Annotated in this window: 15 protein-coding genes and 1 riboswitch; of the genes, 4 read left to right on the top strand and 11 right to left on the bottom strand. The window is 66.0% G+C overall.

What is annotated here, in order from left to right:
* Positions 1 to 3: 3 nt before the first annotated feature.
* A complete protein-coding gene (locus tag ACFWUP_RS10060; protein WP_379232701.1) occupies positions 4 to 912 on the bottom strand; it encodes an SGNH/GDSL hydrolase family protein in 909 nt (302 codons plus the stop codon).
* Positions 913 to 1,028: 116 nt separating this feature from the next.
* On the opposite strand from ACFWUP_RS10060, the gene ACFWUP_RS10055 reads away from it, so the two are divergent.
* Positions 1,029 to 1,400, top strand: coding sequence for a hypothetical protein (locus ACFWUP_RS10055; protein ID WP_379232699.1), 372 nt, complete (start codon positions 1,029 to 1,031; stop codon positions 1,398 to 1,400).
* Between the two features lie 72 nt (positions 1,401 to 1,472).
* Here ACFWUP_RS10055 and ACFWUP_RS10050 read toward each other — a convergent pair whose 3' ends face one another.
* Both ACFWUP_RS10050 and ACFWUP_RS10045 read right to left on the bottom strand, forming a co-directional pair.
* Positions 1,473 to 2,570 carry an SPFH domain-containing protein gene (locus tag ACFWUP_RS10050; RefSeq protein WP_379232881.1) on the bottom strand — a complete coding sequence of 366 codons (1,098 nt, stop codon included), beginning with the start codon at positions 2,568 to 2,570 and terminating at the stop codon, positions 1,473 to 1,475.
* 12 nt (positions 2,571 to 2,582) lie between these two features.
* Positions 2,583 to 2,801 carry a hypothetical protein gene (locus ACFWUP_RS10045; RefSeq protein ID WP_379232697.1) on the bottom strand — a complete coding sequence of 73 codons (219 nt, stop codon included), beginning with the start codon at positions 2,799 to 2,801 and terminating at the stop codon, positions 2,583 to 2,585.
* A gap of 115 nt (positions 2,802 to 2,916) precedes the next feature.
* Here ACFWUP_RS10045 and ACFWUP_RS10040 point away from each other — a divergent pair, with 115 nt between their 5' ends.
* Complete coding sequence (locus ACFWUP_RS10040) at positions 2,917 to 3,549, top strand: DJ-1/PfpI family protein (protein WP_379232695.1); 633 nt, start codon at positions 2,917 to 2,919, stop codon at positions 3,547 to 3,549.
* Positions 3,546 to 3,995 carry a MarR family winged helix-turn-helix transcriptional regulator gene (locus ACFWUP_RS10035; protein ID WP_379232693.1) on the top strand — a complete coding sequence of 150 codons (450 nt, stop codon included), beginning with the start codon at positions 3,546 to 3,548 and terminating at the stop codon, positions 3,993 to 3,995. Before ACFWUP_RS10040 ends, ACFWUP_RS10035 begins: the two co-directional genes overlap by 4 nt.
* A gap of 122 nt (positions 3,996 to 4,117) precedes the next feature.
* Here ACFWUP_RS10035 and ACFWUP_RS10030 read toward each other — a convergent pair whose 3' ends face one another.
* The 4 genes from ACFWUP_RS10030 to ACFWUP_RS10015 all read right to left on the bottom strand — a co-directional run bounded on the left by ACFWUP_RS10030 (position 4,118) and on the right by ACFWUP_RS10015 (position 7,501).
* The gene (locus tag ACFWUP_RS10030) at positions 4,118 to 4,666 is read right to left on the bottom strand and encodes a YceI family protein (protein WP_379232692.1); all 549 of its coding nucleotides are present in this window, start codon (positions 4,664 to 4,666) and stop codon (positions 4,118 to 4,120) included.
* Between the two features lie 49 nt (positions 4,667 to 4,715).
* Positions 4,716 to 5,351 carry an FMN reductase gene (locus tag ACFWUP_RS10025; protein ID WP_379232690.1) on the bottom strand — a complete coding sequence of 212 codons (636 nt, stop codon included), beginning with the start codon at positions 5,349 to 5,351 and terminating at the stop codon, positions 4,716 to 4,718.
* A 154-nt stretch (positions 5,352 to 5,505) separates the two neighbouring features.
* Positions 5,506 to 6,594, bottom strand: a complete 1,089-nt coding sequence (locus tag ACFWUP_RS10020) for an LLM class flavin-dependent oxidoreductase (protein WP_379232688.1) — start codon at positions 6,592 to 6,594, stop codon at positions 5,506 to 5,508.
* A 148-nt stretch (positions 6,595 to 6,742) separates the two neighbouring features.
* Positions 6,743 to 7,501 (bottom strand): HAD-IIA family hydrolase, encoded by a 759-nt coding sequence (locus ACFWUP_RS10015; protein ID WP_379232880.1) that lies wholly within the window; start codon positions 7,499 to 7,501, stop codon positions 6,743 to 6,745.
* Between the two features lie 158 nt (positions 7,502 to 7,659).
* On the opposite strand from ACFWUP_RS10015, the gene fgd reads away from it, so the two are divergent.
* Positions 7,660 to 8,670: a glucose-6-phosphate dehydrogenase (coenzyme-F420) gene (gene fgd, locus ACFWUP_RS10010; RefSeq protein WP_379232686.1), complete on the top strand. Its 1,011-nt coding sequence runs from the start codon at positions 7,660 to 7,662 to the stop codon at positions 8,668 to 8,670.
* A gap of 89 nt (positions 8,671 to 8,759) precedes the next feature.
* On the opposite strand, the gene ACFWUP_RS10005 is transcribed toward fgd, so the two are convergent.
* The 4 genes from ACFWUP_RS10005 to ACFWUP_RS09990 form a co-directional block, all read right to left on the bottom strand.
* Positions 8,760 to 9,293 (bottom strand): STM3941 family protein, encoded by a 534-nt coding sequence (locus tag ACFWUP_RS10005; protein WP_379232684.1) that lies wholly within the window; start codon positions 9,291 to 9,293, stop codon positions 8,760 to 8,762.
* 58 nt (positions 9,294 to 9,351) lie between these two features.
* Positions 9,352 to 10,560: an O-succinylhomoserine sulfhydrylase gene (locus ACFWUP_RS10000; RefSeq protein WP_379232682.1), complete on the bottom strand. Its 1,209-nt coding sequence runs from the start codon at positions 10,558 to 10,560 to the stop codon at positions 9,352 to 9,354.
* A gap of 11 nt (positions 10,561 to 10,571) precedes the next feature.
* Positions 10,572 to 10,988: a rhodanese-like domain-containing protein gene (locus ACFWUP_RS09995; RefSeq protein WP_379232680.1), complete on the bottom strand. Its 417-nt coding sequence runs from the start codon at positions 10,986 to 10,988 to the stop codon at positions 10,572 to 10,574.
* A gap of 17 nt (positions 10,989 to 11,005) precedes the next feature.
* Positions 11,006 to 11,124, bottom strand: a riboswitch (SAM riboswitch).
* A 45-nt stretch (positions 11,125 to 11,169) separates the two neighbouring features.
* Positions 11,170 to 11,628 carry a hypothetical protein gene (locus ACFWUP_RS09990; protein ID WP_379232679.1) on the bottom strand — a complete coding sequence of 153 codons (459 nt, stop codon included), beginning with the start codon at positions 11,626 to 11,628 and terminating at the stop codon, positions 11,170 to 11,172.
* Positions 11,629 to 11,704 lie beyond the last annotated feature (76 nt).

Raw genomic sequence — 11,704 nt, 5'->3', positions numbered from 1 at the left:
CGTTCAGAGCCCGAACCGTTCTCGTATCTGTGCCGCTACCGCGCCGTTGCCCTGCGCGTTCGGGTGGATCGGCGCACCGTCGAACAGGGAACTCGCCCCGTCGAGTCCGCTGATCCACGGTTCGGCCGTGCAGCTACCGTGTCCCGCGGTGATGGCCCTGACATCGAGGAACTCGATGCCGAGCAGCGCGGCTGCCTCTCGCTGCGCTTGCTGAATCTTGTCGAGATAGGCGATGTAGCCCTCCGCACGTGGCTGCACGACCCGGCCGATCCCGGCGAGATCCATGCAGGCGCTCGACTGGTCCGAAGCGAACACCTCGGGATAGCCGACGAGAGCCACTCGCGCGCCTGCCGCGTGGTATCGAACGAATGTGACGACATCGCGTACCCGATCCGCGTAGCCGGCACCGCTGACCGCGCGGTAGTCGGGCAGCCGGTGCTGGTCGGTGGCCTCGAAACCACATCCGGCGACGACATTGAGCAGACAGTCCGTCGACGGGAAGGCCGTCCCGGTGGACGCTCCCCACCTGTCGTTGAGCCCCACCTGGATCAGCACCGCTCGGGTGTCGGCACCGAAAGCACCCTGCGCGAAAGCCTTTCGTGCTTGGTGCACCAGCGTCCAACCATCGCCGGTGTCAAGCGTGCCGCCGTTGCACGACACATCAACGAACTGTGAGCCCCCCGCGAGACGGGCTTCGCGCGCGAGCTGATTCGGCCATGAGGTCACCGAATGGGTGCACCCATCCTCGGCATGCCCGAGTACGGGTGCGGTGGCGGTGAACGAATCGCCCAGGACGACCGCCGTCGCGCCGCCGGGTGGATCAGCCGCCGCCGGCGCCACAACGGACAACACGGCCGACACCATCACGGTCAGCACTGTGGCGGCCGGGTAGCCCGGTCTGCGGAGTCTCATGGGAATCCAATCGCTGTACGGCACAACAGAGTTCAGTATTGCCCCGCGATAGCGGTGAGCGGTGTCGGTCGAACGGAGGACGGCACACGGCGCATCGACGCGATTATCCTGACGCCGTGTCCGTCAAGAGATATCGAGACCGCCGGTCTGTGATCACGTTCGCCACGGCCGTGTTCGTGCTCGCCGGTTGTGGCGGAAGTCCCGATTCCGCACCCGTCGAGCCGCCCGCTGTCACCACGAATCCGGCAACGACCACAACGGTGACGCCGAACACAACGACGGATCAGGCTCCGCCGACCTTCACGGACACGCCGAATGCGACCTCGGCGGAAGCCGCCCCGCCGGGTGCGGATGGTCCCGCCCCCGCGGTTGTCACCGATCCGTCGCCGCGCAGCGCGCCGATGCCACAACAACAAGCGCCCGCGCAACAACAAGCACCCCCACCGTTGCTGCCCGACCCCGGTTTCGAACCGCGGGCCGGTTACTGAGACCGGAGATCCAGACCAACCGCTCGAATCAGGCAAGACGGGGGCCGGACGCGCGCCCGGCCCCCGTCTGGGTCAGAGCTTGTCGGCCTCGCCGTTCGACAGGGCCTTCTGCAGGGAGTTGAAGACGGTCAGGCCCTGGCCGACCATGCCGTTGAGCATCTCGCTGACGCCGTCGGGGCCGTTGAGCACGGTGAGGTTGGCGCCGGCCAGGCCCTGGGAGGCCTGCTTGACGATCTCGGGCAGCTGCTCGATGAGCATCTGGTCAAGGGCGATGCGGTTGTTGGAGGCGGCCGCTTCGGCTTGGATTCGGGTGCGGTCGGCTTCCGCCTCGGCGAGGATGCGGACCCGTTCCGCTTCTGCCTGAGCGGGTTTCACCACTTCCGCCTGGAGCTCCTGCTCTCGCAGTTCCGCGTTCTTGCGCGCCTGTTCGGCCTGGGCGTGCAGGACGGCTTGGCGGGCGATGGCGTCGGCGAGCGGACCCGCCTGTGCCGCTTCGGCATTGGCCTTGTCGATATCGCGCTGGTACTGAGCCTTGAGGATCGAGGTCTCGCGTTCGTACTCGGCGCGACGACGCAACGACTCCTGCTCGGCTTCGGCGGAACGCTGGGAGGCTTGGGCCTGGGCGATCTGCGCGTCACGCTGCACGGCCGCATTGTGCGGTGCCGCAAGCGCATTGATGTAGCCGAGGTTGCCGTCGTCGATGGACTGGATCTGGAACGAGTCGACCCACAGGCCGATATTGCTCATCTCCACCTTCGAGGCGATGAGTACTTCGTCGGCCAGCTTCTGGCGTTCGCGGATGATCTCCTCGACCGTCATCGAGCCGACGATCGAGCGCAGGTGGCCGGAGAAGATACGACCGGTCAGCACCGACATCTCCTGCTCCTGTTCGGACAGGAAGCGTTGTGCCGCATTGACAATCGACTGGGTGTCGTTGGCGACCTTGAACGCGATCACCGCGCGCACATCGAGCTGGATGGCCTGCTTGGTGACGCAGCGCTCGCGGATCTCGGATTCGAACATGGCCAGTGACAGGTAGCGGACCTTGCGGAACAGCGGCACCACCCAGGTACCGCGTCCGATGACCACCCGGAACGGGGTGTCGTCCTTGGTCTTGGCGCCGCTGACCAGCATCGCTTCGTCGGGATCGGGAACGTGATAGCCCAGCATCATGGGGCCCTTTCATTCAGCGGGGAGGGGAATCCAGGTGACCACGTCGACCAGGCGTCCCGGATGGACCGCGACGATCAACACGGTGGTCCAGGCGGCGATCGGCTCCTCGGCTCTGGCGAGATAGAGCTCGGTGCCCCCACGAATCGAGACCAGCACCTCACCCAGCGCGCCTGCCGCGCGGATCGGCGACGTGATGACGCCGGTCATGCCGTGTACGGAGTCGGTCATCGCGGGTGAACCTCCTTGTCTCGCACCGGATGCCGTCAGCGTACGGAGGGTCGGCTGTAAGCCGGTAGCAAAATTCTTATTGACAGCATTCTGTCAAATATGACAACATACTGTCATGACGACGAAAACAGTCCACGTAGCCGTTTACGACACCCTCGCCGACTGGGAAGTGGGGGCCGCGACGGCGCATATCGCCAATGGCAACTGGCACCGGGAGCCCGGAACGTTCGAGGTCAAGACGGTCGGCCTCACCACAGAACCGATCACCACCATGGGGCGGCTGCGCGTGACGCCCGACCTCGCCGTCGCCGATCTCGATCCGGCCGACAGCGCGATGCTGATCCTGCCCGGCGCGGATCTGTGGATAAGCGGGGAGCTGATCTCGTTCGCGCACAAGGCAAAAGAGTTCGTCGCGGCCGGGGTGCCGGTGGCCGCGATCTGCGGCGCCACCTTCGGACTGGCCGGAGCCGGCTTGCTCGATGACCGCGCGCACACCAGCAATGCGGCGGAATTCCTGTCCTACAGCGGCTATTCGGGTTCGGACCGCTACGTCGAGACACCTGCGGTCACCGACCGTGACGTGATCACCGCCGACGGTATGTCGCCGTTCGAATTCGCCAGAGAGATCTTCGCGCGCCTTGACCTGTACGAACCGCACGTACTCGAGGCCTGGTACAAGCTGTATGCACAGAAGGACCCGGCCGGGTACGCCGTGCTGGCCGAATACGAAGGGAGCCACGTCGCTTGAACTCCGACCAGGACTTACTCGACGCCGCCGCGCTTACCGTCTTCCGACTCAACGGCCAGTTCCTCACCATCGGTGACGGATTGTCCGCACCGGCCGGAATCTCGGTGGCCTGGTGGCAGGTGATGGCCGCCATCCAAAACCAGCCACAGCCGGTCGCCGGGATCGCCCGCGCCATGGGTATCACCCGCCAGAGCGTGCAGCGGATCGCGGACCTGCTGGTCGGCAAGGGCATGTGCGAATACCGCCCCAACCCGGCCCACAAACGGGCCAAACTGGTCGCGATGACAGCGGCGGGCGAGGCCGCAATCAGCCGCATCAACCCCCAGCACGCGGCCATGGCACACCGCCTGGCCAAGGCCCTCGGCCCCACCGAGTTCGCCGCAACAGTCGAGACTCTCACCCGCCTCGCGACCACCCTCGACACGATCATTGCCGACGAGGACTGACTGAAAGTCATTGCGGCGCACCATTGGTCGAAATCGGTGACGGTTCCGCTCGACTCGGCCGGCGAACACCGCGACGCCCCCACCACCGGATGGGCGATGAGGGCGTCGACGCGGGGTCGGCGTCAGCTCTGGAGAGCGGCCTCGATTTCGAGGGTGAGGGTGATCTTGTCGCCGATGACGGCGCCGCCGTCGGGCAGCGGCATGTCGATGTCGAGGCCGAAGTCGCGGCGGGAGACGACGGTTTTGGCTTCGAAGCCGGCGACGGGGCCGTTGCCCATGCCGGGGCTGACGCCGAGGAATTCGACGTCGAGGGAGACCTGCTTGGTGTTGCCGCGCACGGTGAATTCGCCGTCGACGACGAATTCGGTGCCCTCGCCGCGGAAGGCGGTGGACTTGAAGGTCATCAGCGGGAAATCTTCGGCGTGGAAGAAGTCGGCGGTGCGCAGGTGGGCGTCGCGCTGGGCGTTGTCGGTGGTGAGGGAGTCGACGCGGATTTCGGCAGCGGCAGTGGCGGTGCCGTCCTCGGCGATCACCAGGGCGCCGTCGAAGTCGGTGAAGCGGCCGCGGACCTTGCTCACCATGAGGTGACGAACCGAGAAGCCGACGGTGGAGTGGGTGGGGTCGATGGCCCAGGTGCCTGCGGTGAGTCCCTTGGCGATGGCGGTGGTCATGAGCGAGCTCCTTGTGTTCGGTGGGTTGAGCGGAGGGGTGAGTCGGGGATCAGACCGACTCGGTTTCGGAGGGTCGGTTCGCGGCGAGCAGATCCTCGAAGGAAGACATTTCGGCGTAGGGGTCGGCCGGGCGGCTCGCCCTGGTGCCGAGCAGTAGACCGGCGAATTCTTTTGCGGCGCGGTCTATTCGGTTGTTCAGTGCCTGGTCGGCGCCGTTCGCGCCCCAGTCGGTCGATGCCGCGTAGACGGCGGTGGGGACGACGATCGAGCGCAGGTAGGCAAAAAGTGGGCGGACGGCGTGTTCGAGCGCAAGGGAGTGGCGTTCGGTGCCGCCGGTTGCCCCGGTCAGTACCGGCATGCCTGCGAGCGAATCCGGTTCCAGCACATCGAAAAAGGTCTTGAACAGGCCGCTGTAGGAGGCGCTGAAGATCGGTGTGACGGCGATCAGGCCGTCGGCGGTGACGACCTTGTCGATCGCCGACCGCAGTGTCGGGGCGGGGAAACCGGTGAGCAGGTTGTCGGCGAGATCGCGGGCGTGATCGCGCAGGTCTACGAAGTCCACTTCGACCTCGGCGCCTTTGGCGCGCAGGTCGCCGGCTGTCGCGGCGGCCAGGCGATCGGCCAGCAGTCGGGTCGACGAAGGCTGCGAAAGCCCAGCCGACACCACTGCGATACGGGTTGTCATGCGGTCACCTCCTTTGTGTGTCGGGCATCGAGTACGCGGTGCTGTGTGGTTGTCACGCGCCCACCGCCGTCACGGACCTGGCGGCGAAGTGCGCGGCGCTGTGTGGATGTCACGCGCCCACCTCCGTGGTGCGCCGGGCGTCTCTGCGTGGATGTCATGCGCCTACCTCCGCCACGTGCTTGGCGAGCAGCGAGGCGTGTGTCGGGGCATCCGGAACGTGTGCGGGGCGGCGGGCAGCGAATTCCTTGCGCAGCACCGGGATGACCTCTTCGCCGAGCAGGTCGAGCTGTTCGAGCACCGTCTTCAACGGCAGCCCGGCGTGGTCGATCAGGAACAGCTGACGCTGGTAGTCGCCGAAGTGCTCGCGGAAGGTGAGCGTCTTCTCGATCACCTGCTGCGGGCTGCCCACGGTGAGCGGGGTCTGCTCGGTGAAGTCCTCCAGCGACGGGCCGTGTCCGTAGACGGGCGCGTTGTCGAAGTAGGGGCGGAATTCGCGGACGGCGTCCTGAGAGTTCTTGCGCAGGAACACCTGTCCGCCAAGGCCAACGATCGCCTGGTCGGCGCTGCCGTGGCCGTAGTGCTCGTAGCGGCGGCGGTACAGGTCGATCAGTCGCTTGAAATGGTCTGTGGGCCAGAAGATGTGGTTGGCGAAGAAGCCGTCGCCGTAGTACGCGGCCTGCTCGGCGATCTCCGGGCTACGGATCGACCCGTGCCAGACGAACGGCGGCACGTCGTCGAGCGGACGCGGCGTCGAGGTGAACGACTGCAACGGCGTGCGGAACTTGCCTTCCCAGTCCACGACGTCTTCACGCCAAAGCCGGTGCAGCAGTGCGTAGTTCTCGATCGCGAGGGGGATGCCGTCTCGGATGTCCTTGCCGAACCACGGATAGACCGGGCCGGTGTTGCCGCGGCCGAGCATCAGGTCGACGCGGCCGTCGGCCAGGTGCTGCAGCATCGCGAAGTCCTCGGCGATCTTGACCGGGTCGTTCGTGGTGATCAGCGTGGTCGAGGTGGACAGCATGATGCTGTCGGTGCGGCCGGCGATGTAGCCGAGCATCGTGGTCGGCGAGGACGGCACGAAGGGGCGATTGTGGTGCTCGCCCATCGCGAACACATCAAGGCCCACCTCCTCGGCCTTCTGCGCGATCGCGACCATCGCCTTGATCCGCTCCCCCTCGGTAGGAGTGCGGCCTGTGATTGGGTCGGCGGTCACATCGCCGACGCTGAAGATTCCGAACTGCACGGACCCTCCTTTGGTTGCCATGGCAACTATAACCAAGAAGGCCGGCGAACTATTCCGATACCTACTTGGACACACGATCACCAGGCTTTCCTGGCGACATCGCCCGAGAGAGAAGACCCTCAGAGCCTGGTGATCACCTGTCCGGTGCTCAGTCGGCGAAGGGGTGGCGGGTGCGGCCGATCAGGTCCGCGACCGAGCCGACCACCGCGGTCGGGCGGAAGGGGTAGGCCTCCACCGAGGCCTTCGACGAGATGCCCGAGGTCACCAGCACTGTGCGCAGGCCCGCTTCCAGTCCGGCGATCACGTCGGTGTCCATTCGGTCGCCGATCATCACCGTCGACTGGGAGTGCGCACCGATTCGGCGCAGGGCCGAGCGCATCATGAGCGGGTTCGGCTTGCCGACGTAGTACGGCTCCTTGCCGGTGGCGCGGGTGATCAGGGCGGCGACCGAACCGGTGGCCGGCAGGACGCCGTCGCGGGACGGGCCGGTGGCGTCGGGGTTGGTGGCGATGAACTTGGCGCCCTTGTCGACCAGGCGGATCGCGGTGGTGATGGCCTCGAAGGAGTAGGTGCGGGTCTCGCCGAGGACTACGTAGTCGGGGTCGCTGTCGGTGAGCACGTAGCCGATCTCGTGCAGCGCGGTGGTGAGGCCGGATTCGCCGACCACGTACGCGGTGCCGTTGGGTCGCTGGTCGTCGAGGAAGGTCGCCGTCGCCAGGGCCGAGGTCCAGATCGACTCCTCGGGGATGTCGAGGCCGGTGTGGCGCAGGCGGGCCTGCAGGTCGCGCGGGGTGCGGATCGAGTTGTTGGTGAGCACGAGGAACGGGATCTCGTTGGCGCGCAGTTCGGCGAGGAACTCGTCGGCGCCGGGGATCAGCTGATCCTCGTGCACCAGGACGCCGTCCATGTCGGTCAGGTACGACAGGATCTGCTCATCTTTTGCGGTCACCAGTTAATTGTCCGCTAAAACGCGATGTGATGGGTGACGAAACGGCATGGGCGCGGACGGCGGGGTGCGCGCTAGGGTCGTGTGGCAGGGGTCAACGGATGACAGGAGTGGCTGGAATGGTCGATCTCAAGCTCGGGTACAAGGCATCGGCAGAGCAGTTCGGGCCGCGAGAGCTGGTCGAACTCGGCGTCGCCGCCGAGCAGCACGGTCTCGACAGCGCGACTGTGAGCGATCACTTCCAGCCGTGGCGCCACGACGGTGGCCACGCGCCGTTCTCGCTGGCCTGGCTGGCGGCGGTCGGCGAGCGCACCGAGCGGATCCAGCTCGGCACGTCGGTGCTCACCCCCACCTTCCGCTACAACCCGGCCGTGATCGCGCAGGCCTTCGCGACGCTGGGCTGCTTGTACCCGAACCGGGTGATGCTCGGGGTCGGTACCGGTGAGGCGCTGAACGAAATCGCCACCGGTTACAAAGGCGAATGGCCCGATTTCAAAGAGCGTTTCGCGCGCCTGCGTGAAGCCGTGAAAATGATGCGCGAACTGTGGACCGGCGACCGCGTCGACTTCGACGGCGAGTACTACCACACCGTCGGCGCCTCGATCTATGACGTTCCCAAGGGCGGAATCCCCGTCTACATCGCGGCCGGCGGCCCCGTCGTCGCCCGATACGCGGGCCGCGCGGGCGACGGTTTCATCTGCACCTCGGGCAAGGGCATGGACCTCTACACCGAGAAACTGCTCCCCGCCGTCGCCGAGGGGGCCGCGAAGGCCGAGCGCAATGTCGCCGACATCGACAAGATGATCGAGATCAAGATCTCCTACGACACCGATCCCGAACTCGCCCTGCAGAACACCCGCTTCTGGGCCCCGCTGTCGCTGACCCCCGAACAGAAGCACGACATCACCGACCCGATCGAAATGGAAAAGGCCGCCGACGCCCTCCCGATCGAACAGGTCGCCAAGCGCTGGATCGTCGCCAGCGACCCCGACGAAGCCGTCGCCAAGATCAAGCCCTACCTCGACGCAGGCCTCAACCACCTCGTCTTCCACGCCCCCGGCCACGACCAACTCCGCTTCCTGGACCTCTTCAAGCGAGACCTGGCCCCCCGCCTGCGCGCCCTGGGCTGAAACGACAACGACCGAGCAGGATTCGCCCGGAACCGCCATGCTTCTAAAGGCGTGGCGGTTCTGTCGCCGCGGCGGGTGACTGACGGCAGTTACGGGAGGATGATCAAGTTCGGTCGGTAGTGGCACATCGCGGTGAGTACTTGTTCGGCGGGTGCGCCCAGCATGGACTCCGGCAGATTCACCGTGCCGTAGCCGAGCTTCTGACTGAGCCCGGCCAGCAGTCTGATTCGGCGGGAACTACGCGCTAAGTACGCTTCCGGATCGTGCAGACCCAGTTGGACGTAGCGCACCTTGGAATATGCCGTGGGGCGCTGGACGAATATGCGCGCGTGCGCTACTTCGTCCCATGCGAGGCTACCTGACTGGCGATGGTCGAGGCCGTCGCCGGTCAAGACCAATTCCGGTCGGCGCCAGATCAATCGGCCGATGAGAAAGAGCATGCTGGCAAGTCCGATCGGTATGCACAGCACCCCGCTGATCAACGGCCACAGCGGCATATCGTCGGACAACACGACCCAAACGCCGAGACCGCTGAAGACGGCTGACACCGGGATCATCGTCACCGAACGCAGGACGGACGGATAGTAGAACGTCGCAGGCTGCGCGCTTCCCCCAGCAGTCATGGACAGAGTGTAAGTCCTTGGTGGCAAACATCTTTGGCCGTCGCCGAGATATCCGACGCTAGCTCAGCGCGTGATCCAAGTCGCCCAGGAGGTCTTCGAGGTCTTCCAGGCCTACCGAGATGCGAACGACGCCGTCGGACAGGCCGATTGAGGCTCGGCCTTCTGGGCCCATGGCTCGGTGGGTGGTGGTGGCGGGGTGGGTGATCATGGTTTTGGCGTCGCCGAGGTTGTTGGAGATGTCGATGATGCGGAGGCGGTTCAGGACCTCGAAGGCTCGTTTTTTGCCGTCGTCGCCGTTGAGGGCGAAGGTGACGACTGTGCCGCCGCCGGACATCTGTTCCTTGGCCAGGGCGTGTTGTGGATGTGATTCCAGGAAGGGGTATTTCACCCAGTCGACCGAATCGTTGGTCTCCAGGAACTTGGCCACTTGCAGGGCCGATTCGGTGGAGTGGCGGACGCGCAGTGGCATGGTTTCGAGGCCCTTGAGCAAGGTCCAGGCGTTGAAGGGGCTCAGGGCGGGGCCGGTGTGGCGCATCAGGGTTTTGACGGGGCCGTCGATGTAGTCCTTGGCGCCGAGGATGGCGCCGCCGAGGACTCGGCCCTGGCCGTCGATGTGTTTGGTGCCGGAGTAGACGACCACGTCGGCGCCGAGTTCGAAGCCACGCTGGAGCAGGGGGGTCGCGAAGACGTTGTCCAGCACCACCTTTGCGCCTGCGGCGTGGGCCAGCTCGGTGACCTTGCGGACGTCGACGAGGGTCTGCATCGGGTTGGCGGGGGTCTCGAAGAAGACGGCCTGAGTGGGGACGGAGAGGGCCTGCTCCCACTGGTCGAGGTCATCGCCGTCGACGAAGACGGTTTCGATGCCCCAGCGGGGGAGGATCTCGTTGCAGACCACGAAACAGGAACCGAACAGGCTGCGGGCGGCGACGAGTCGGTCGCCTGCCTTCAGCAGCGCGCCAAGAGCCGTGAACACCGCGGACATGCCGGATGCGGTCGCGAAGGCGGCTTCGGCGCCGTCGAGCAGGCGGATGCGCTCCTCGAACATCGCGACGGTCGGGTTGCCGAAGCGGGAGTAGACGAAGTGCTCGATGTCGCCGGTGAAGGCGGCCTCGGCGGCTTCGGCGCTCTCGTAGACGAAACCCGAGGTCAGATACAGGGCCTCGGACGTCTCGTCGAAGCCGGAACGGCGCAGGCCGCCACGCACACCGAGCGTGCCGGGACCGACACCCTCTGGCAGTGGCTTGTCGAAAGAACCACCGGTGATCATGCTGTTCTCCCTTATGCCTGACGCCACGGCAGGCCGACGGCGCGCCAACCGGTGCTGCCGCGCTGACCGAACGCGTCGGGACCACCCTCGAAACCGTCGAGCACGTTGTAAGAGGGCGCCACGCCCGCCGCGGTCGCCAGGTTCGCCGCGTGCGCGGAACGCTGACCCGAGCGACACAGGAACACGACCGGGGCATCGTCGGGGCGACCGGCCAGAGCCTGCTCGAGCTGCACGCCGAACTCGGGGTTGCGGGTGCCGGTGCCGTCGACCCACTCGATGAAATGGGCGGGGCGGTCGATGGAGCTGGTGTCGGGGATGCCGATGTGTGCCCACTCGCCTTCGGTGCGCACGTCGACCAGCACGGCGCCGGGGTGCTCGGTGAGCAGCTCCCACGCCTTCTCAGGGGTGATGTCGCCGGCGTAAGTCATGTCGATCCTCCTGCGTGAATCCGCTCTTGCCGTGCCGGAACTCCGGAACACACGGCCAGGTCGTCACCCGGAGCACCCCACCGCGGAGGAGGGTTGCCGACCAGCGAGCCGGGGCTTGACGCTGGCACTCATGACCTTGCGATCTGAGATTGCCTCGGCACCGGTCATCGTGTCAAACGATTCAGAAGGTGCAGACCAGCCACGCGCCGTCGACGCGGGTCAGTTTCCAGTTGGTGGTCGCGGGGTTGCCGTTGACCACGACGGTCGCGTCGATTTTGGCGCGGTCGCCGTTGACGGTGGCGTTCCGGAAGCCCTTGCCGTCGATCGTGACAGTGGATTTCGGGCCACCGAGCTGTTCGGAAAGGCCGGAGGTCTCCTCGTTGAAGCCTTCGCAGGCCACCCCGGTCGGCGGACGCAGGTCGCTGCGCGAGCGGGCGTCGATATAGTTGGTGACGGCGGCCGCGAGCCGGTCGGCCTCTGTGACATTTTTCTCAGCGGGTGAGAGCAGTCCGCCCGCCACGATGCCGATGAGCACGATGATCGCCACCACCGCTGCCGCGACGAACGGGACGATGGAACGCTTGTCGGTCTGATCCACCACGATGGGCTGGTCATCCGAACCTGTTTGCTCCTCGTTCATTGGGTGTCGTAGCGCGGAAACCGGTCGTCCATGACCGGCCACGAGCACGCGGCAGGTTGATGCCTGACGTGCCCAG

Origin of the sequence: Nocardia sp. NPDC058658 (genome assembly GCF_042716665.1) — a bacterium.
In the GTDB taxonomy this organism is placed as follows: Bacteria; Actinomycetota; Actinomycetes; order Mycobacteriales; family Mycobacteriaceae; genus Nocardia.
This window is presented reverse-complemented; position numbering and strand designations above follow the sequence as displayed.